Origin of the sequence: uncultured Campylobacter sp., assembly GCF_938045405.1 — a bacterium.
Lineage (GTDB): Bacteria > Campylobacterota > Campylobacteria > Campylobacterales > Campylobacteraceae > Campylobacter_B.
Window position 1 is genome coordinate 1 of record NZ_CALIMW010000126.1, and the last position, 20,930, is coordinate 20,930.

The 20,930-nt window shown below is 46.0% G+C and carries 20 protein-coding genes; 4 read left to right on the top strand and 16 right to left on the bottom strand.

The window, feature by feature from the left end; genetic code table 11:
- On the top strand, positions 1 to 1,058 hold a 1,058-nt coding region (locus Q0140_RS04695), incomplete at its 5' end, for a hypothetical protein (protein WP_297962372.1).
- A gap of 335 nt (positions 1,059 to 1,393) precedes the next feature.
- Here the strand turns inward: Q0140_RS04695 and tgt are convergent.
- From tgt to Q0140_RS04775, 16 genes are all read right to left on the bottom strand, one after another.
- Entirely contained in the window at positions 1,394 to 2,560 is a 1,167-nt protein-coding gene (tgt, locus tag Q0140_RS04700; protein WP_297962374.1) for a tRNA guanosine(34) transglycosylase Tgt, read from the bottom strand.
- Between the two features lie 312 nt (positions 2,561 to 2,872).
- Positions 2,873 to 3,211 carry an excalibur calcium-binding domain-containing protein gene (locus Q0140_RS04705; RefSeq protein WP_297949311.1) on the bottom strand — a complete coding sequence of 113 codons (339 nt, stop codon included), beginning with the start codon at positions 3,209 to 3,211 and terminating at the stop codon, positions 2,873 to 2,875.
- A 191-nt stretch (positions 3,212 to 3,402) separates the two neighbouring features.
- Positions 3,403 to 3,747 (bottom strand): hypothetical protein, encoded by a 345-nt coding sequence (locus Q0140_RS04710; RefSeq protein ID WP_297962376.1) that lies wholly within the window; start codon positions 3,745 to 3,747, stop codon positions 3,403 to 3,405.
- Entirely contained in the window at positions 3,737 to 5,818 is a 2,082-nt protein-coding gene (locus Q0140_RS04715; protein ID WP_297962378.1) for a heavy metal translocating P-type ATPase, read from the bottom strand. Before Q0140_RS04715 ends, Q0140_RS04710 begins: the two co-directional genes overlap by 11 nt.
- A 3-nt stretch (positions 5,819 to 5,821) precedes the next feature.
- The gene (locus Q0140_RS04720) at positions 5,822 to 6,307 is read right to left on the bottom strand and encodes a hypothetical protein (protein ID WP_297962380.1); all 486 of its coding nucleotides are present in this window, start codon (positions 6,305 to 6,307) and stop codon (positions 5,822 to 5,824) included.
- The gene (locus Q0140_RS04725; protein WP_177386687.1) at positions 6,300 to 6,602 is read right to left on the bottom strand and encodes a Cys/Met metabolism pyridoxal-phosphate-dependent enzyme; all 303 of its coding nucleotides are present in this window, start codon (positions 6,600 to 6,602) and stop codon (positions 6,300 to 6,302) included. The genes Q0140_RS04720 and Q0140_RS04725 overlap by 8 nt, the downstream gene beginning before the upstream one ends.
- Before the next feature lie 8 nt (positions 6,603 to 6,610).
- Positions 6,611 to 7,102, bottom strand: a complete 492-nt coding sequence (locus Q0140_RS04730; RefSeq protein WP_297962382.1) for a hypothetical protein — start codon at positions 7,100 to 7,102, stop codon at positions 6,611 to 6,613.
- Positions 7,103 to 7,197: 95 nt separating this feature from the next.
- Positions 7,198 to 7,809, bottom strand: coding sequence for a hypothetical protein (locus Q0140_RS04735; protein ID WP_297962384.1), 612 nt, complete (start codon positions 7,807 to 7,809; stop codon positions 7,198 to 7,200).
- On the bottom strand, positions 7,806 to 8,123 hold the full coding sequence (locus tag Q0140_RS04740) for an HMA2 domain-containing protein (protein WP_291936786.1): 318 nt from the start codon (positions 8,121 to 8,123) through the stop codon (positions 7,806 to 7,808). Before Q0140_RS04740 ends, Q0140_RS04735 begins: the two co-directional genes overlap by 4 nt.
- A 65-nt stretch (positions 8,124 to 8,188) precedes the next feature.
- A complete protein-coding gene (gene mog / locus Q0140_RS04745; protein ID WP_297962386.1) occupies positions 8,189 to 8,716 on the bottom strand; it encodes a molybdopterin adenylyltransferase in 528 nt (175 codons plus the stop codon).
- Positions 8,717 to 8,745: 29 nt separating this feature from the next.
- Complete coding sequence (locus Q0140_RS04750) at positions 8,746 to 10,530, bottom strand: AAA family ATPase (protein WP_297962388.1); 1,785 nt, start codon at positions 10,528 to 10,530, stop codon at positions 8,746 to 8,748.
- Entirely contained in the window at positions 10,499 to 11,731 is a 1,233-nt protein-coding gene (gene mtaB, locus Q0140_RS04755) for a tRNA (N(6)-L-threonylcarbamoyladenosine(37)-C(2))-methylthiotransferase MtaB (RefSeq protein WP_297962389.1), read from the bottom strand. The genes Q0140_RS04750 and mtaB overlap by 32 nt, the downstream gene beginning before the upstream one ends.
- Positions 11,728 to 13,437: a mechanosensitive ion channel family protein gene (locus Q0140_RS04760; RefSeq protein WP_297962391.1), complete on the bottom strand. Its 1,710-nt coding sequence runs from the start codon at positions 13,435 to 13,437 to the stop codon at positions 11,728 to 11,730. Before Q0140_RS04760 ends, mtaB begins: the two co-directional genes overlap by 4 nt.
- Positions 13,434 to 14,465 (bottom strand): 3-dehydroquinate synthase, encoded by a 1,032-nt coding sequence (aroB, locus tag Q0140_RS04765; RefSeq protein WP_297962393.1) that lies wholly within the window; start codon positions 14,463 to 14,465, stop codon positions 13,434 to 13,436. The genes Q0140_RS04760 and aroB overlap by 4 nt, the downstream gene beginning before the upstream one ends.
- A 43-nt stretch (positions 14,466 to 14,508) precedes the next feature.
- A complete protein-coding gene (locus tag Q0140_RS04770; RefSeq protein WP_297962395.1) occupies positions 14,509 to 15,927 on the bottom strand; it encodes a TrkA C-terminal domain-containing protein in 1,419 nt (472 codons plus the stop codon).
- A gap of 292 nt (positions 15,928 to 16,219) precedes the next feature.
- Positions 16,220 to 18,469, bottom strand: coding sequence for a TonB-dependent receptor (locus Q0140_RS04775; protein WP_297962404.1), 2,250 nt, complete (start codon positions 18,467 to 18,469; stop codon positions 16,220 to 16,222).
- Between the two features lie 227 nt (positions 18,470 to 18,696).
- Here Q0140_RS04775 and Q0140_RS04780 point away from each other — a divergent pair, with 227 nt between their 5' ends.
- The 3 genes from Q0140_RS04780 to Q0140_RS04790 all read left to right on the top strand — a co-directional run bounded on the left by Q0140_RS04780 (position 18,697) and on the right by Q0140_RS04790 (position 20,923).
- Positions 18,697 to 19,530 (top strand): YihY family inner membrane protein, encoded by an 834-nt coding sequence (locus Q0140_RS04780; RefSeq protein WP_297962397.1) that lies wholly within the window; start codon positions 18,697 to 18,699, stop codon positions 19,528 to 19,530.
- A 247-nt stretch (positions 19,531 to 19,777) separates the two neighbouring features.
- The gene (locus Q0140_RS04785) at positions 19,778 to 20,404 is read left to right on the top strand and encodes a hypothetical protein (RefSeq protein WP_297962399.1); all 627 of its coding nucleotides are present in this window, start codon (positions 19,778 to 19,780) and stop codon (positions 20,402 to 20,404) included.
- Positions 20,405 to 20,437: 33 nt separating this feature from the next.
- Positions 20,438 to 20,923 (top strand): hypothetical protein, encoded by a 486-nt coding sequence (locus Q0140_RS04790; protein ID WP_297962402.1) that lies wholly within the window; start codon positions 20,438 to 20,440, stop codon positions 20,921 to 20,923.
- The last annotated feature ends 7 nt before the right edge of the window (positions 20,924 to 20,930 follow it).

A 20,930-nucleotide genomic window follows, 5' to 3' on the forward strand; every position in this document is an offset into this window, starting at 1 on the left:
ATCCTAGCCTAACCGACGGCGATGAGGTAAGCTTCGACACGCTAGCATCCAGCGCAATAAATATCGAGCGCATGGACACATCCAAATCCAAGGATCGTGCGGCGCAAAAAGCGGCTTCACAGGCAAAAGAAGCCACAAAGCAAAATAACGACTGGATTTCTGATCCTAAAAATTTCATAGAGATAGACACAGCAGAGCAGTCGTCCCCTCAAAATTCCGCCGAAAATATCGCAGAGGATAGATCCGCCGCAAAAGTAACAAAAATCGCGAAAAAATTTAAAAAATTCAAACTTCCTCGCAAAACCAAACCCGCGAGTGCAAAAAAACCGAAATTCTTTGGATTTGAGTTCGTGCAGATGGACGATCCACGCGAGGGCGAGAACCTCGAGAGTAAAATTTACACCAACCCTATCCGAATGAGCGGCATCAAGGCCTACATTATGCCGCTTATTTTAATCGGCATCGCTCTGATCTTTAGAGCTCAGATCACCGAGTCGCTGCTGTCATTTAAGCAGATCCAAGAATATGTCAATCAAAACACCGTTTCGCTCACCTTTGATCTGTTTATCTATCTGATATTTGCGCTGAGCTACATTTTGCCGCTAAATCAAGTATTTATCTTTCTATCGGCCGCCAGACACGATCAATACGCCGTGCGGCAGATCACGAGCTACAATATCTTTTTGATAATCTGCGTCGTCGCCACGGTTTTGCAGAACGAAGCCATAGGGCTTGACGCCTACATAGCGATCTTTAGCATCGCAGTAGCACTGTTTGGGCTACTATCGTATTGCTACAAGCTCAAGGCGTTTTTGTATCTCATCTTCACGACCAAGGGCTCCTTACCGTTTCTCATCGCGCTTGCCGTGGAGCTCTGCGCTATCGTTGTGATCGGCGTTATGGACGCGTTTGCCGGGCTTCCGGCGCAGATCGCGCAAAGCACCGGTATAGATTTTAACACCATGGCGTGGAAACATATCGTTATTTTCGCAATCTCCGCGCCGTTTTATATATTTTCGTTCATCTGTTTACGCCGCATAAAAAAGGCTAAAATTTAAGCTGCCGCGTAACGAAATTTAGTCCTTTAAATTTAGATTTCTATTCCGCTAGCAGATCTGCGGAATCAAAATTTGGCTCAATAAATTTTAATCGTGAGCGCCAAAATTTTACTCTTTTGCATTCGCATTAAAAAGCCGAACCGGCTCAGCCTACTCCACTAAAATTTTAAATTTCGCGCTATAAATTCCACGCTCCGAAGCTAATTAAATTTCATAGCCTAAATTTTGTCGCGTTTAAATTTAGCCGCCCGCGCACCGTATTAAAATCCGCCCCGCTGCCGCCGTGGCTAAATTTAACTATCGCGCTAAATTCCGCGCCCTAGCCTCGCAGGAATTTACTCCCGCGCTATGTTTCGTGTGGCATAGAATTCACGCCTAAACTCCGCAAACCGCCCGTGTACGATCGCCTCTCTCATATCCGCGGCAAGGCGTAGGTAGTAGTGCAGATTGTGAATGCTAGCGAGGCGGTAAAAGCTAAGCTCGCGCGCGCGAAATAGATGATTTAGATAGCCGCGGCTGAAGCGCTTGCACGTGTAGCAGTCGCAGTGCGGATCGATCGGATCGTGATCGCTGATAAAGCCCGCGTTTTTGATGCTGATCTTGCCGAAGCTCGTAAATAGCGTGCCGTTGCGCGCATTTCGCGTAGGCATCACGCAGTCGAACATATCCACGCCGCGAGCGACGTTTTCGACGAGATCCTCGGGCGTGCCGACCCCCATCAAATATCGCGGGCGCACCGCATCGACGTATGGCATCATGGCCTCGACGGTTTCGTACATCAGCTCGTTTTTCTCGCCCACGCTAAGCCCTCCGATCGCAAGTCCGTCAAAGCTCATCTCGCACAGCGCTTCGGCGCAAAATTTGCGAGCCTGCGGGTCGGTGCCGCCTTGGATGATGCCGAAGATGTTTTGATGCGCGTGCAGGTCGCGAGATTTCATCTCCTCGTGATAATCTATCGCCTCGCGAGCCCATTTTATCGTGCGCGCGACGCTTAGATCGATCCGCTTTTTAAGCCGCGATCTATCATCGAAGCTCAATGCGCTAGGCTCGCGCGGCAGCTCCACCAAATCGTCTAAAATCATCATAATATCGGAGTTTAGCTCATACTGCGTATCGAGCACCGAGCGCGGCGTGAAATAATGCATGCTGCCGTCGATGTGGCTTTTAAATTTTATACCACCCTCGTCATTTTTGGTGTTTGCGCGCAGGCTAAAAGCCTGAAAGCCGCCGCTGTCGGTCAGAAAGCTGCGAGGAAATTTCGTAAATCCGTGCAGCCCGCCGAATTCCGCCACCACCCGCGAGCCGGGGCGCAGATACATGTGATAGGTGTTGGCAAGGATTATCTGCGCGTCCAGGAGCTGCTCTACGTCCGTCGCATCGAGCGCCTTGACCGCGCCCACGGTGCCGACCGGCATAAAAACGGGAGTGCGGATCGTGCTATGCGCCGTGCGGATCGTGCAGGCGCGCGCCGCGCCGTCCACGGCGTCTATCGTAAAATCCATCTTGATCCTTTAAATTTAGCTTTTTTGGCTTTTTAGCCTCTTTACGCACATTCGGCGCAAAATTTTAAAAAGCGATTGTAGCGAAATTTAAATTTGCGGCAGGTAAAGGCTGGTAAATTTATAAGGATTTATGAGGCGTTTGGGATCAAAATTTCGGTAACGGATACTGCCCGCAGCCGATAAACATAAAATTTATCGGCCCGCTTATAATGAAATTTAATCTAGCGATGCAAATTTGACGGGACAGCGGCATTAGATCGCGGCGCGCTTTATATTATAAATTTAAAGATGCGCCGAGATAAAATTTCGCACTTATGAAGCAAATTTTATAGCTATAACGCTACCATTAAATTTCTCCGCACCGCATGAGTCGGCAGCGCCCTTTAAATTTGAAACTTCGCTCTTTTCATCGCGCGCGCTAGAAAATCCGCTAAATTTATGACCATTACGGCCGCACAGCTGTTTTTCGCACGGCACGCCGTCGCCGTCGCCATCGGTGTGCTGAGTACCACCTTCCTGAGCCCTGCCACACTCTCGCAGATACCGCGTCGCCTCTTCGCAGCTGCTAAACTGCGAGCAATAGGTCTTGGCGTTGCAATCAAGCCCCAAAGCAAGACTAGCCAATATCGAAAACAATAAAACTAATTTCATCGTCTCTCCTTAAAATTTTGATGGAATTGTATGGATAAATAGATAAATAATTAATAAAATAGTAAATTTAGCCGCAAACGGCGCAAATTTCACCGCTTACGACGTTTTATTCGGCGGCTGCGTCTAAAGAAATTTAGCGGCTTTAGAGTTTTCTATCCTTTCACTTTCAAAAGCCGCGACGCGCTATGCCGCTAGGCACTTTTGCGCGCGCGAGGCTTTCTTTTTGCGGGAGCGCTTTTTGCGGAGACGCTTTTGCCGTCCGATAAATTTTGCAAGGCTAAATTTGCTACGGATCTCTTTCTGCCCCTGCTCTTTGCTTTTCTATTTTGCAAAAACTCGCTGTATGGCGAGCCGTAAAGGCTAGCGTGCCAAATCGCGCTTGCCAGCATCACTGCACCCGAAACTTTATGCAGCTGCGACATACGCGAGTTCATATTCAGCGCGGTTAGAGCCGTGATACCCATACTCAATCCCAGCGTCACTTTAGCCGCTTTGCGCTGAAAATTTAGATCCAAAATTTTATCTTCAATGCTCAAATTTTACCCCTTTGATAGAATTCAGTAGTAGTCCTATCGTCGTGCCGTTATGCAGCAGCGCCGTAGCTACGGGACTTAGCGCGCCGAAAGTCGCCAAAAATAAAATGATCGAATTTATCCCCACGGTGGCGTTGAAATTTCGATTTACGAGCCGCAGCGTGTCGTTGGCCAGCGCCTTTACCTGCGCGACGCCCTCGATGTCGTTTTTCAAAAGCCCGATCTGAGCGGAAGCCTTGGCGATCTCGGCGCCGTTTAGCATGCTGATGCCGATGTCCGCCTTCATCAGGCTCGGCGCATCGTTTATGCCGTCGCCCACGAAGACTACCTTCCGCCCCTCGGCTTTCAGCTGCTCTAAAATTTCGGTCTTTTGCGTCGGCAACAACTCGCCGTAATAGCGATCTACGCCGAGTTTTTTGGCTACGGCGCGGGCTTTTGAGCTCACGTCGCCGCTTAGCATGACGATCTGTTTAGCGCCCAACTCGCGGAGCCTAGCGATAACGGCGCGGGCATTTGCGCGCACCTCGTCTCTAAGCCCGATGAGCCCCAAAAGTCTACCGTCAAATGCGATGTAAAGCAGCGCGAGCCCCTTTTGCATCGCAAGATCGATGGTCTCTTCGTGCGCCGCAAACGAGATCATCTCGTCATCCTCCAGGAAGTGGCGCGAGCCGATGATGAGCTTTTTGCCCTCGATGCTGGTCTTAACGCCGTGAGCAACGACGAATTCCACCTCGTCGTGGTGTTTGTGGATAAAACCGTGCTTTTTGGCAGCATCCACGATCGCCTCGGCTACGGGATGAAAGTAATGCTCCTCGGCGCTCGCGGTTAAATTTAAAATATCGTTTTTGCTAAAGCGCTCGTCAAACGATATGATCTCGGCGACCTCCAGGTTGCCGTACGTAAGCGTGCCCGTCTTATCAAATACGAAGGTGTCGGCACTCGCAAGCGACTCAAGAGCCTTGGCGCCTTTGATCAAAATCCCGTTCTTGCCCGCTTTTGAAATGCTCGACTTAAAAGCAACCGGCGTAGGCAGCTTAAGCGCGCACGAGTAGTCCGCCTGCAGCACCGAAGCTACGCTCATAAAATTTCGATTTATCAGATAGGACACGCCCGCAAGCCCGAAGGTTACCGGCACGAGCTTGTCGGCTAAGTGAGTCGTATGCATGCCGATGCTGGAGCGCTCGTTAAGAGATGCCGTGATGTAGTGCTTTATGCGCTGCGTGGACGTGTTTTCTCCGACATTTTCCGCCCAGATACGGATCCTACCCTCCTCCACGATCGTGCCGCTCAGCACGCTATCGCCGCGAGATTTTTTCACCGCAACCGATTCGCCCGTCATATTGGCTTGATTTATCATCGCTTCGCCGCTTACGACGTGCCCGTCCACGGCTATGACATCGCCTGCGCCCACGACCACGATGTCGCCCACCTTTAGCTTGGAAGTTGCGATTTTGACTTCGGTCTTTTTGCCGTCTTGATCTATCTCGACCCACGCCTCGGCGATGTCAGGACGGGCGAGCTCGCGGATCAGATCGTCGCTTTTATAAACGGTGCTTTCCTCCATGTATTCGCCAAGAGCGAGCATCGCGTTGGTGCTGTTTGCGGCAAATACGTCGCCGCGAGCGAGCGAAATCCCCACAGCAGCAGACTCCAAGCCCTTTGAAGTAAGCCCGTGACGAAAGCTTTCTTTAATGCCCTCTTTTAAGATAGGCACGCACGCTACGATGCTAAATGCGCGCGCTAAAGGCGAAGTGCGAAAGATTAAATTTCCGCCCAACGCAAGAAGCGCTAAAATAAATTCGTTTTTGCTTGGCAAATTTTTATGGTTAGCGGGGATAATTGATTTTAGCTCGCTTAAATTTAAAACTTCAAGTTGCTTTAGAATTCCTGCCTTATTTACGCCTGCGTCAAGCCTAAGGATCAAAGAGCCGATTTTAGCGTTAAATCTAGCTTCCGTTACGCCTTCAAGCCTCGCAGCGACTCTTTGCAGCGCGCTCGTATCGAGCCCTTTAAAGCCCGCGACCTTTATGCGCAGCCTAGATTTAGTCTCATGTAAAATTTTAAAATTTTGCATCGACTACTCTTGCATCTCTGCCTTGGCGTCTTCGAATCGCTCCTTCATCTCTTCAACGCCCATCTGAAACATCTCGGTACCCTTTGCGATGAGCTTAAAAAGCTTTTTTTGCGCGTTTTCGTCAGTTAGAAAATAGGTCGCTGCGGCCCCCAGAACGATGCCTGTGATAAATGAGTTGCTACCAAATAAGCCGTTCGCGTTTTGTCTGCTACCCAAGGAATTAAAAATTCCACCGAAAGCGGAGCCCTGAGTAGAATTTACATCGCTTGAGCTTTGAGCGGCGGAATTTTTACTATCCGAGCCATTGTCGGAGGCTGAGCTATTAAAAGGTGCAGAATTTACCCGCTCGTTTATCCATTTAGCCCAACCGCCGAGCTTTTCATCGCCGGCAAAGCTACCCGCAGAGCTGCTAGCATATTTGTTGTCACCAAAATCGTAATCGTCTAGAATTTCTTTCAAATCTTTTTTTGTGATATAGGGATTACTCATTGCCTACCTTAAGAATAAAATTTCTACCCGCAATGAGCGCGCCTACGCATACTGCGACGCCTGCCGCTGCGCGTAGATACTCGCCTTGTACGAGCTTATTTGCGCTGTAAATCGCGCCGCCGCCGATGATACCGCCGCTTAGCGCAATATCCAGCGCATCGCGAATCGCTTTAGATTTGCTCTTGCCTTCTTTGGCTTTAACGAGCTCTACGGCGCAACCGCCGATCGCCCCCGCTATAGCGCCGCTTAAAACGTGATCCAGCGGCGAACGCTGTGTCGTAAGTGATCTATTCATTTAGGCCTCTATTTTTCTGATTTATCGTCTGCGGACGTAAATTTAGCAGAAGAATTATCGTCCATTTTTACGATCTGCGGGATATTAAGCGGAGTAGTAGATGCTGCGGATGTCTCACCTACCGGAGTTGCGCCAGTCTTAGCGCTCGCGGTGGATTTTTTAGTTCTTTTAAATCCCGGTTTCGGTCCCGGTTTTTTTCTAGTTTTTTTTGCAGTGCCAGTTTCAGTGCTAGCACTACTTGTCGCAGCTTTTTTGCTACCAGACTTTCTTTTACCTTTTACCGCCTCAGCGACATCGTCTAAGCCTTCTTTGGCTTCCGCAAAAATTTCTTTTGATTTTTTGCTTAATTTTTCCGCTCCGCCTTTGACGCTATTTTTTAGCTCCTCGACGCTTTTACTGCTCACGATTTTATTCGCACCTTCTTTGATTTTATCTCGATTGTTATAAGCGTAAACCGCCGCGCAACCAAGCGCAAAACCTGCTAGAAATGGGATCGGCATTTCATTCTCCTTGTGTTAAGATTATAAAGTCATTTTATCAACTTTACATAGATTTTGATATTATAGCGACTTTTTTAGATTTTTGCAATCCTAATTTAATTTTTCTGCAAAATTCCTTTAATTAAATTGAAAAATGCGCTATTTAAGATATTTTGCAAATCGTATTTTTGAAATATCCGCTCTAATCCCTGCGGATTTTTTAAAATTTCATTTAATAAATCAGTGAAATTCAAAGAATTTAAATCAGCCTCGTATTTAGAATTTAATTCCTTTAAAATCGGCAAAATTTCATTATACGAAACCGCCTGCGCCTTATACAGCAGCTCTTTAAATTGCGCGTTCTTGCACGAATTAATTAGATCGTCATAAAACATCATAGAGCTTTTTTCTATCAAAAGCGCGGAAGCCAAAAACTCATTCATACCTTTTGTAGCCAGTGCCTCACTGCTATTTTCAGGAGGCGTGGCGCCAAGCCCGCAAGAATTTGCAAAATCTAACACCCGCTCAAGTAATCCAGCTCGTAAAGATAGAATTTCTCCTAGCTTTTTATCTTGAAATTTAACTGCGCCCAGCGAATAAAACTGCAAAATTTGTGCCTCTTTTTCGAGCAAAAGAGCGATATCTGCAATTTGCGCCTCATTTAAATTCCGAGATTTATTAGAAATTTTGCGCGATTTTTTAGTACTACGCAATACTTCTTCGTTCAAGAAATCGCCTCTATATTGGAATTTACAAGCGCTACTAGCTCCGGCGAACTGATGCCGCTTAAAAACTGCTCCCAAAGGTGCATCGGAAAAACGCTTTCATCATAATGAATCGTCAGCGAGCCGATTAGAGAGTTAAATTTATACTCTTTTATCCCGCGAATTGCGGCGATTTTGGCCTTTAGGCTCTCCTCGCTCACGCTATCTCGCAACTCCCTTATTTTGGGGCTTACGCGGATACGGATGCGACCTTTGCTGTGGCTGATTTTGCTAAAATATTTATGAAATTCCAAAATATCGTTGTGATTTATTTTCATATTTTTCCTTAAATTTGCGCCCAAATAATATCATAAATCATTTAATTCCTGCTAAATTTTGCGAATTATTTGCGTTTAGGGCGAAATATTTTTATCTTATTTTCATCCGCTGTTATGTAATTTCCTCCCATTAGATCAATACAATACGGCACAGCAGGAAATACCGGCAAAAGGCACTCTTTAATCGCTTTTGGATTGCCCGGTAAGTTTATAATCAGAGATTTTTTGCGGATCGCTGCTATCTGACGCGATAAAATTGCCGTAGGCACGATCTTTTGGCTTTCTGCGCGCATTAGTTCGCCAAAGCCTGGCATTAATTTCTCACTTACCGCTTCGGTCGCTTCAGGCGTTACATCGCGCGGAGCAGGACCCGTGCCGCCCGTAGTTAGCACTAAATCACAACCCGCTTCGTCGCAAAGATAAATCAGCTTATCTTTGATCTGCTCCAGCTCATCTGGAATTATTTCATAAAAATACTGCTTCTCACAAGTTAGCCAATCATCCATCACGGCAATTATCTCTTTGCCTCCTAAATCCTCGTAAACGCTAGCGCTAGCGCGATCACTTATTGTTAGAACACCTATTTTTACCATTTTCCTCTCCTTTATTGGAATTTTAAAATTTAATCGAAATTTAGCGTGCCGTCTTGCGGCTTTTTTTCAGAGCTTTCGCTATCTTCTTTGGGCTTTTGCAAATCCTGCTCTTGCGCGGAGACTCCTTCTTGCTCCACACCATCAGATTCGCAGATATTTTGAACATCCTCGAAAGTTATGAACTCATAGACGAAAATTTGCTTTGAAATTTGATTTAGCTTATCCTGCATCGTGCGGATTATCTCGCTAACCTCGTCGTAGCAATCTTGCAAAATTTTATTCACGCTCTGCGCACTAGGGGTGAAACTATCACCCATCGCGAGCTCGAAAACCATCTTTTGCGCCAGCGCGATAGCCTGCTTTACGTCGCTAGCGGAATTTGAAAAAGCGTCGTTTTTATGGATCTGTAGCGCCGCCATGCCGCTTAAAAGCACTTTGATTTGATTTAAAATTTGCGTTTTGGATTCGATCTCGAAATCCTCGTTTAAAAATTTATCGTTTAAAAGCTCGATCTTTTCGAAATCAAACGAATACCAATACGCGCTAAGCGCCTTTGCGCCCTGATAGAACGCCTGGATCTCCTTTTCGTATTCGGTTAGAATTCTACTTTTTTGCACGCCGTAAAAGACCCTCATTCGCACGTTTTCAAAATCGCTAAGCTCGATCGTATCGCTGCCGCGCTTAAGAGCGTTGATCGCGGCTTCATTTACCAGCGTCGCTACTCCCGCGCCGCTAAAGCCCACACAGAGGCGACTTACTTTGTTGATATTCGCGCTGCATCTTTTGCCCTCGAGGTAAATTTTTAAAATTTCGATGCGGTCTTTGTAGTTCGGAAGCCCGATAAAAACGCGCCTATCAAAGCGCCCCGAGCGCAGCAGCGCATCGTCGATCAAATTTATTTTATTGGTCGCGCCGATTACCATCACGCCGCTATTTTCCTCAAATCCATCCATCTCGGTCAGCAGCTGATTTAGCGTCGCTTCCCGCTCATCGTTGCGCCCGATACCGCGCTTGCCGCCGACCGCGTCAATCTCGTCGATAAAAATAATCGCAGGCGCGCAGGATTTGGCCTTCGCAAACAGCTCGCGAACCCGCCTAGCGCCGACGCCCACAAAGACCTCGGCGAAGCTTGCGCCGCTTTGGTAAAAAAACGGCACGTCCGCCTCGCCGGCTACGGCTTTTGCAATTAGCGTTTTACCGACGCCCGGCTCGCCGATCATTAAAATTCCTTTCGGCAGCTTGATGCCGAAATTTCGGTATTTTGCGGGATTTTTTAAAAAATCCACGATCTCTATGAGTTCGTCCTTGACCTCGCTGATGCCCGCGACGTCGCTAAATCTCACGTCGCTAACGCTCGGCGAAAGATCGCCGAGCTCTGCGTTTGCGCCGCCTTGACGCGCAGCGCCTACGCCGTCCAGCCTACGGCGCCGCGCCAAAACGGTTTCAAAATAATACACGAAGAGAAAAAATACGAATGTAAAAATCACGAGCGTCGCGCCAATACCGCTCGTGCCATCATCCTTTTCTTTGCTGATTAGAGTGTGATTTGATAGCTCCTTAAGATCTACGAGATCGACTAAAATTTTATAGCGTTTGCCGTCGTAAACAAAGCTTAGCGTGCCGTCCTCGATATGCGCGCGTTTGATCTGATCTTTTCGCACCAGCTCGCTAAATTCGCGCTCGGTGATGTATCGCGAATCGTCTTTAAAATAAACGATCGAGAGCAAAACGATAAGCAGCACTAAAAAAATCAGAATTATATTTAGCTTGCTTTTTTTGATTTTATGCAAAATTTCCATCAAATTTAACCTCATAATCTCTTATCTCCATCCATTTTTTCGACAAATCCTCATCGCTTTTGATCCAAATTTTATCATAAAATTGATCATATCCTTCATAAAACTCTCCATTTTTCCGCTCGATCAGCACATTTAGCGGCACCTTGTGCGAAAGACGAAATTTATAATTATTCAGCGCCGTTATGTTTTGCAGCATCTTTAGCCGCGCCTTCGCCGTTTTGCCGTCTATGCGACCTTTTAGCGATGCCGAAGCGGTGCCTTGCCGCGGCGAAAAGATAAAGGCATGCAGATGCGTGAGCGGAAATTTTTTGAAATTTTCTACCGCTTCGAGCCAAATCTCTTCGCTCTCGCCCGGGTGCGCGACGATAAAGTCCGTCCCCAGCGCAAATCCGCGCTCCGCAAGCTCGCAAAAAAGCTCCAAATCCCTTAGCGCGGAATTTCGGCGGCGCATTATGCTAAGCATCTTTTGCGAAGTGTGCTGAAGCGCGATGTGCAGATGCCGCTCCAGCCAGGGCTCGGATAAAATTTCGCGAAAGCTCTCATCGATCTGCGAGGGCTCGATACTGCCTAGGCGGATACGGCGAATTCCGCGGATCGAGCCCAGCTTTTGAAGCAGCGCGCCCAGGCTCGTGCCCGCAACTTTGCCGTAGCTGCCGATATTGGTGCCGGTTAGCACGATCTCGCTAAAGCCGTTTGCGGCAAGGCTCGCCGCCTCTTTTAAGATCGCGTCTTCAGAGCTGCTGCGCGAGCGGCCGCGCACCGAGGGGATTATGCAGTAGCTGCAGTTAAAATCGCACCCCTCTTGAATTTTAATAAAGGCCTTGGTGTGATCCTCGTAGTCGCTTACCAGGTTTTTTTCGACGCTACTTAGATCGCCGATATCGTAAAATTTCGACTCCGAGCCCAAAAACTCGTCGATCTTTTCCTTTTGCGACATCCCGAATACGCCGAAGACCGCGCCGTTTTTATACAGCTCCTCGCCGCGCGAGACCGCGCCGCAGCCGGTTAGTAATATCTTTTTGCCGAGGCGGTTCATCTTATTTACGTAGTTTCGCACGTCTGCGTCGGCGCCGTTCGTAACGGTGCAGGAGTTTATCACGACGACGTCCGCGCCCTGCTCGTCGTGCGTGATCTCGCCCGATTTGAGGTTGCTTTTGATAAGCTGCGTATCGTAGATATTGGTGCGACACCCGAACGTTTTAAAATAAATTTTCAAATTTCGCTCCCGGATCCGCTTCCTGTGGCAAAGCCAGCGCCCTGCTCCGCTGCGTTTAAATTTTGTGAGCCTTGCTGCTCGGAGCCGAGATCTTGCGCCGCAAAATTTCCGCCCGCCGCCGCATAATTTTTGCCGTTAAAAAGCGTGTATGCAGGATAGGCGATCTTGATGTCAGGCTCGCTTCTTAGCGCGTCTAAAATTTCAGCCGAGATATTGCTGCGAAGCCCGAGCGTCGCGTAAGAGTTCGTCATATACCAAACCGAAATTTCAATGCCGTATGGCTCGAAAAAGCTGAAAATTCTAGGCTCGACGTTTGGATTTTTGATACTATATTGCGAACGAAGCTTGCCCATCTGCTTTTTGGCAATGTCGGTGTAGCCCTTAGAATACTTCCGCACGATGTTTTTTATGAGATACATCGCCTTTTTATGGTTGCTATCAAATGTTAAAAGTATGCTAATGCCGTCCCAGACGGTCTTAAGCCCGCTGTGGGTGTAGTTTGAGATAAGATCGGTAAAAATATAATTATTCGGTATGAAAATCACCCTGCCTGCGCGTTTATTTTCTCTCCACGTAGTCATAGTGACGTCCTCAAAAATCGTCATCCTAAGCACCGAAATATCGATGATATCGCCTACGTAGGTCTCGCCGTTTTTATGCACTCTAATACGATCGCCCACGCGAAAGCTGCCCCCAAGTACGATCGTAAGCCAGCCTAAAGAGCTCATAAACATATCTTTCATCGCAATCGCAAGACCTGCCGAGGCAAAGCCCAAAACCGTTACGAAATGCGTCATATTCTCGATGTAAGAAAAGAGTAGTATCAGTGCGATCAGCGTGAAATTTAAAACATTGATAGCTTTATTTACGATATAAAAATTCTCGTCGTTTTTGATATATTTTTTCGCCACCACCTTGCAGAAAAACGACAGCGCGATGACTACGAGTATCCATACGGCGATGTTTCCCGCGCGCTTGATCTGCGCTTTTATATCGGCGGTCTGCATGGCGATTTGGGAGTTGATCTTCTTTTCATAAACGTCGTACGTAGTCTGTGCGATCTCGTACGCGGAGCTAAACTCGCTAAGCTCATAATCTAAGCTTTTAAGCTCCGCCGCAGCGCTTGCGTCCGTATCAATCTGCATCAAACGCTCATATAGCGCCCTTTTTGCTTCAAGTTTATCGATTAAAGCTTTAATATTTTCGATGGCGTTTTTCCGCTCCATCTTTTGAGCTTGCAAATTTCTAATCGTAGAAAAACCGGAAATTATCGAAAAAGGATTTGTAATACGCGCAGGCTCGGGAGTTTCAGGCATCGCGATGATATCTAAAAACGGAGATTTTTCATACTCTTTTAGCAGTATGAGCTGCTCTTTTACGGCGCGAAGTCTTTTTTGAATCTCCGCGATCTTATCGGTGCCGGCGCTCTTTTTTAGCTCCGCTTCGAGCTGGCTGGATTGCTTTTGTAAATTTTGATAGCCGATGAAATTTGAAAAGCGAGAGATCCAGATATTATTTTTAATCTCATCGTCAATAACACGGATCTGATCTTTTAGCGACGCGGATAGCTTGGAATTTTCATCTTTCTTCTCACTAGCGGCAGAGCTAGCGTTAGATTCTAAGCGCGTATGCGCGGCGGAGAGCGTAGAATTTGCCTCGCAAAATGCAAGATTAAAAATCAAAAAAATAGCCGCAAGCGCTCTCATTCAAACTCTTTCAGCGCTGCGATTACTTCATCTTTTGCGATCTCTTTGGAAGCGTAGAATTTACCAATGCCATCCGGCAGGATAAATTTTATCTTGCCGTTTTCGCTTTTTTTATCGAGAAAAAACAGCTCGTAAAATTCCGCTGCATCCTCTACGTGGAATTTTATCGGAAGCGCGAATTTTTGAAGCACTTTACGGATCTGCTCCTCCTGTTCGCCGCTTAGTTTACCGAGGCGACGCGCTAGCGCATTTGCCATCACCATGCCGATCGCAACAGCCTCGCCGTGCAAAAATTTTTTATAATTAGTAATTTTTTCGATAGCGTGAGCAAAGGTGTGTCCGTAGTTTAACACTGCACGCACGCCGCTTTCGCGCTCGTCTCGCTCTACGACGCCCGCTTTAATCTCCACACAGCGAGCGATTACGTGCGAAATTTCATCGGCGCTTTTTAGATCGTGCGTCTCGAAAAATTTAAATAGTTCGACATCAAAGCATACAGCCATCTTTACAGCCTCCGCAACGCCTGCGGCAAACTCCCGCGCAGGAAGCGTCGATAAAAATTTACTCTCGCAATAAACCGCGCGCGGCTGGTAAAATGAGCCGATTAAATTTTTGCCGAAGCGATTATTCACGCCCGTTTTACCGCCGACGCTCGCATCCACTTGCGCTAGCAGGGTCGTCGGAATATTGATAAAATCGATGCCGCGTTCATAAATACTCGCGCAAAAGCCCGTTATATCGCTAATAACACCGCCACCAAGAGCGATGAGCGTGCTTTTGCGATCAAGCTTGGAACTAAAAAGCTGCTCTAAAATTTGCTCCACGCTCGCGGTATTTTTATACTCCTCGCCGTCTGGGATCGTGATGATAAATTTTTGCTCGCAATCTAGCCGCTGCAGTAAGAAATCAAGCCACAGCCCGCCTACTTTGGGATTTGTGATGATCGCTACCTTGCCTTTGAGTTTGATCTCTTGCAATTCGTCGATAAAAACGCTGTATTTTTTGCCTAAATTAAGATCGATTTTCATACGCTAGCCTTTGATTTTTGGGTAATTGTAACATAAATTTCGATTACTTTTCATACCCGTAATCGCTCGGAACGAAAATTTGATGATTTTTGCCGAGTTTAAAATACATCTGATCCAAATCCTGATTAAAAATCGACGTGAGCTTGCGCGCCAAAATTCTATCATTAAATGGCACGAACTGCAGCAGATCTCGCTCGCTACCTAGCGCTAAAATCGGATTTTGCCGCTCGCAAGGAATCACGAATAAACTCTGCTTAAAAAGCTTCGATAAGCTCACGTAGCTTTGCGCAAACTCGCCCTTTTCGCTCTCGCCGAAAAGATACAAATACACGTCTAGCCCTAGCTGCGAGCTGATGTCAAAGACGATACTTGATTCCTCGCGAAGCCGCTCGCCAGCACTTAGCACGACGCTTTTACGCACATCTTTTAGCTCGCCCTCTCCAAGGCTTAACACGGGGATTTCAAGCGCTTTAAGTGCTGCTTTTTTAGCCTCGAAAACTCCGCTTGAGCAAATTACCAAGCCCGCTTTATTTTCGCTCACGTCGCGCTTTAAATTTAATTCGCCCGAGTAATCGATGAGAATTTCAAATTTATCCCGCTCACACAGCGCTTTAAGCTCGCTAAAAGCGTCGTTTAGCAAAGGATTTAAAATTCGCAGATAAATTTTATGATTTCTAATATGTAAATCCAAAAACTCAAGCGCTCTAACCGTCCTAGCTATCTCGTCGCCGCTCATTTTTTTCATATCGATTAGCGCGAAAATATTTAGCCCAAACGGCGATGGAAATTGCCCGCTTTGCTTTTTTACTTCAGCAAACACCGCTCGCAGCGCACTAGGCTCACCCACGACCAAGATCGTATCATTCGGATATATCCGCGAGCCGGGCGTCGTTACGATGTAATTATTGTGGCGGTAGATCATCGGAATTTGATATTTAGCATTAGAAAGCGTGCTGATTTTTTTATACGCAAACGAGCTTCCTACGGGCACTTTTACCTCCATTATCTCTCCGCGTCCAAGCCCGATGTTATCAGCAAAAACGGGGCTATCGGGTAAAAAACCGATGAAGCGCGAGGAATTTAGCGCAAGGGTATTTACGATTTTTACATGAGCCTCGTTTTTATTCTCGCGCAAAAGCCCCCAAAAATCAGCCACGTAAAGCTCTAAATCCGGAGCGAGCGTCTTTAAATTTTCAAGCGTTACTTTAGTATCAAATTCATCCTCCATTATCACTATGCAGCGGTCAAATTCCTCTTCTGCTAGCACCACGCGCAGCCGCTCAATGCTCGTGGGATCAAAAATTTCGATGCTGAAATTTTGCTCTTTTTGCAGCGCCTCGGGGACGCTAAGCGCACTTTTTGCGACGACGCGGTAATTGTGCACGACGTCTTTGATCTTATAAACCTGGGATAAAAAATGGCGCGCAAACTTTCCGCTTGCGATGATAAGGATCTGTTTCATTGCTCTCCGTTTCGTGGTTTTGCAAAGATTATAACCAAAAACGGCTAAATTTTAAACCGCGCGCGGATAAATTTTTGCAGGCAAGCTGAGGCGCGGCGACTTAAAATTTTAAGATCGAAATTTTAAAATCAAAGTTTGAAATTCCAAAAGTGAGGCTTAAATTTTAAAATGAATTAAAACCAAGCCTCGTTAAATTTAATCTCGCCGCTTAGGGCGATAAAATTTCATAAATTTAAAAGCGGCGCTATAACCATTCGCGCCGCCGAAGTAGAAATTTTAAACCCGCCAAATTTTAAAATTTCACCTCCGCAGAGAGCATGAAGCTTCTGCTTTCGCCTAGCGTTACGCCGTTTGCCGAGCCTAGCACGCTAGTTACGTTAAGACCGCCCGCACCGTCGGCGCTCGCAGGATACATTCCCGCCCAGTATTTTTTGTTAAATACGTTATTTACATTGAAGCGTAGCGTGGTCTTATCGCCTAAAAGGTGCTCGCTCGTGTATCTAATGCCGATATCGGTAACGAAAAAGCTAGGGGTGTGCTGAGTGTTTAGATCGTCCAGATACATCTTGCCGGTGTAGTGAAAATTTGTGCTGATCGCAAGCTTATCGGTGCCTGGGATCACGTAATCAAGCATTAAATTTGCATTGATTTTAGGGATGCCGTTTGCGACCTTGCGATTAGCACCCGCGATTTTTACGTTATGCATCTTAGGATCGATGTAGGTAAAGCCTCCTAGCACGCTTAAATTCTCGGTGATTCGTCCGCCGCTCATAAACTCAAATCCACGGTTGCGCTGCTCGCCGTTTATGCCGTAGATTCCGGTAGAGCTATTTAGGTAGGCGATCGGGCGGCGTATATCAAAATACGCCACGCTAAAATCGATCATATCGGCTACGCGGATCTTAGCGCCGATCTCGTGCTGCTTGGAGCGATACGGCGACGTGGAGACCACTTCCCCGCGATGCAGACCGCTCTTATAAACATAGGTAGAGCCCTGCTGTAAGCTATCTGCGTAAGTGTAGTAGATGCTAGCGTCCTCTATCGGATGAAAGATCAAGCTGCCCGCCCAGCTATAGCCCGAATCGCTATAGGCTTTGACAAGTCTTTGCTCGTTTTTATTGTAGGATTCCTGCCTCATCCACGCCTTAGATGCGCTTAACATTACGTCAAATTTATCGTTTATCGTAATATCGTCTAGCACCGAGACGTTATACATATCTATGACTGCGAAATGATATAACCCGCTTCCGCGCCTAGCGCCGGTGTAATTTAGAATTTTAGGATCGTAGATATTGCCGATGGTAGGCGAGGTGTAGTTGGTGCTTGCGATCTTATATCTATCCTGCGTCCAGTGATAGCCGTTGGTCTGCACGCTAAAATCGTGCCCTACGCTGCCCGTGTCAAACTGCGTGTTGGCCTTGAGATAGCCGCTTGGCAGGTCATATCTATATGCTGCCGTAGCACCGCCGCTGTGTTGAGTATAATAATCACCCGGCTTCGTATATTGCGGATGCGTGCTAGGCAAGATGTAGTTTACGACGCCGTGAGTATCACGATCGGCACGCTGAAACTGAAAGCCGCCCTCGAAATATAGCCTATCCGTCGGTGAGTATTTAAATTTCGCGCTTGCGGTAGTAGTTTTTAGATGCATTCCTCCAAAGCTCTGCCCAAGACCGCGTTTTGAGGAATCCACCGCCTTTGGAAGCTCCATGCCGTCTACGATCTTGCCGTCTCGCACGCCGAGAGCAAACTGCCCTGCAAAGCCCTTAGTATTGTGCTCGTAATAGCTCGCTGCGGTTTCAAACGTTAGATCGCCCGTCGGATAAAATTCCATCGTGACGCTGGCTAAGCGGCGCTGTAAATTTGAACCCTTTGGCTGTCTGTCGCCGTTTGATCCGTAAAATACCGTGCGGTAGCCGAATTTTTCAAATTTATCGGATAGATCAAGACCAAGACCTAGGTTGCTTCGCGACATGTAATCGCTCCAGATGATGTATTGATCTTTTACAGGGCGCTTGCGCGTGTAGCTGAAAATCCCGACCGGATTTTGCGCGCCATAGAGCGAGCCTGCGACGCCGTTTTGCACCTGAAAGCTCTCAAACATCGCCATCGGAATCGCCGTCGTCGAAATCGTATAAAAGCCGTCCCAGAAGCTGTTGCCTACGACGCTACCCTCAAAGCCGCGTGTCTGCGGGCGTCCGACCGTAGCGCCGCCGCGCATCTGAATCTGCGCGGAGGGGAAGTATTTGACCGCCTCCTCGTAGCCGGTGACGCCTTGGTGGTTCATAATCTCCTTGCTGATCGTGTTGATCTGATAGGGAAGATCCAAAGCGCGCTTGCCCGCAAGCATACCATGCTGCACGTTTTTGCTCAAAAAGCCCTCGTCGATACCGCTCTCGCTGATATTATCGCCGACGGAATTTACCTCGATTACGCCCATATTCTGCGACTTTTCAGGCGCAGAATTACCGCCACTTTGCGCTGCAGCCAAACTGCTGCATAGTAGGCACATACATGCCGCTAATGAAATTTTAAATTTCATCGTTTTCCTTCGTTCCATTATTTTCCCTTCGTTATGGATATATTTAATATTATTTTTTAGCATATTAGAAAAATTTTCCTAAATTTAGACTAAATTCGAGATATAAATTTATATATTTGTAGTCGCATTTTCGCAGTTTAAAATTTCATAGACGATATACTGAGATACAAAAGAAAAATTGCGCAAATTTATATGAAATTCTAAAATTTTAATGTAAAATCGCCCGTATGAAAAAACTAATACCGGCGCTTAAGCAAGCGCAAAACCGACTCAAAAATTTCTTCCGCCTCTACGATACCGAGCTCATGCACCATGCATCAAGCCTTAGCTTTCACACTATTTTGGCGCTACTGCCGGTGCTGATGGTTTCGCTTAGCGTCTTTATGCAGCTACCAAGCTTCAAAGGCTACTACGATAAGATTATGGGCTTTATCTTTTCAAACTTCCTGCCTGCAAATCAAGCGAGCATGGCACACTATATCGAGGAATTTATGGCAAACGGACTAAGCCTTGGCGTAACGGGCTTTTGCGCAGTGTTAGTTACGTCGGTGCTGTTTTTCGGAGACTTTGAAGCGATTATCGCGCGCATTTCGCATTCACCCGAGCGAAGCTTTTTTAAGAGCCTAAGCACCTACTGGACGCTGATGACGCTCGCTCCTGTAGGGCTTGGAGCATCGTTTTATATCAGCGGCGAGCTTCAGGAGCTACTAAATAAAACCGAGCTTACAAGCTGGATAAATTTGCTTAAAATTCTACCCTACTTAATCGTTTGGGGGATCTTTGCGATTACTTATGCTACGGCGATCAACCGCGAGATCCGCGCAAAAGCGGTGCTTGCCTCATCGCTCGTAGCATCGATTTTATGGTGGCTTTCAAGACTGGTTTTTGCGCAATACGTCTTTTATAACAAAACCTATCTTAGCATCTACGGCTCGTTTTCGGTCGCGCTATTTTTCTTTCTGTGGATCTACATAAGCTGGATTTTCTACCTATACGGCGTGAAATTCTGCGTATTTTTAGACGCTAAAATTAAAAGAGGTGGCGAGCGACAAAGCGCTTGAATTTCTGTGCAAGGCTGCGTTTTTCTATGCTTTTTGGATTAAAGCGCATTTTCTGCATGGGCTAGAAATTTAAATCGAAATTTTAAAATTCTATCGAAAACGAGCGGGAAGTTTGTCTTTGAATAATCGGCATATGCATAGAAATATAATTTTAAAAATTTATGAGGTACGGCAAGGCTAAAATTTTAATCCCTCGCAAAGCGCTGTTAAGGTAAAATCATGCGCGATTTTAAAGAAGGAAAATATTATGAAAGACCGTGACAAAGAGCCGATAATCATAGAAAACGACTACTTTTTTAGGCTTACTATATCAAATAAAATAACGGGCGTGCTTATATTCTTGTTTTTTGTCTTGCTAAATTTAACGCCGGAGCTGGATCCGCATAAAGAAATGATGAGAAGGGCGTCATTAACGCTAGGGATTTTCGGAATTTTATTTAGTATTTTTTGGGAGATAAAAATAGCCTATCAAGAATTTTGCAATAAGTTTTTTACAAAATTTTATGATGATAAAATTTCATTCGACCATATAGACGAACATATGAAATTTAAAACCGAAATTTTGCAAAAAGACGATCTCGTATCGGTAACTTGGGCGTTGATACCGTACAATGAGCAAGACGTAAATATATGGATCAAAGATATAAAAAATAGGAGAAAGAGAATGGTTAGGTATTTGGTAAGTCCAATATTCTTTTTAATCACCATGCTACATCATTTTGTTTTCTTGGCGCTCAACGGATTTAAATTTAAAAAGTATATATTGTATAGGTTTAAATCGGGCATTATTGCAGTGCCGAATAATAAATTGTTGAGCGACAAAGACGTTAAATTTGAGCTCTCGTCTTTGTTCGGTCTGTATACGAGTGATTAAATTTAAATTATAGAATTTCTCAAGGAGGGCTAGATGGCGTTTGTAGCAGAATATATTTCAAAAGAGGACTTGAAGCAATATGATATTTTAAGCAATATGAACGAGCTACTGATGAAACACAATTACACATACCCAATCCAGGATAATGATACCGATTGGATGAATTGGGTTATCGATAGGCAAAGAGATGCTTGGCTTATTCATGTATGTTTGGCATCTATGCCGGATCCGCGAGATGGCTACACGGGTGAAGATATTTGGTTGCTTCATTATAAAGATAAAAATATCGAGCTTGATATAAGGCGAATTTATGACGAAACCACAAGTAAAATGCTAGTCGATAACCCCTTTTTTATAAAATATAAGCTGGAAGGCATCAATTCTAGTCTTGATGGAATTTCGTTAGATGAGCTTTATAAAATTTTAAAAGAAGCTCTAACGGAATATGGTAATCGCGGTATTAGAGGTAGAGAGAATTTACCAAAAGAGCATGAAGTCGTAACTTTTCTGCACGATTAAAATTTAA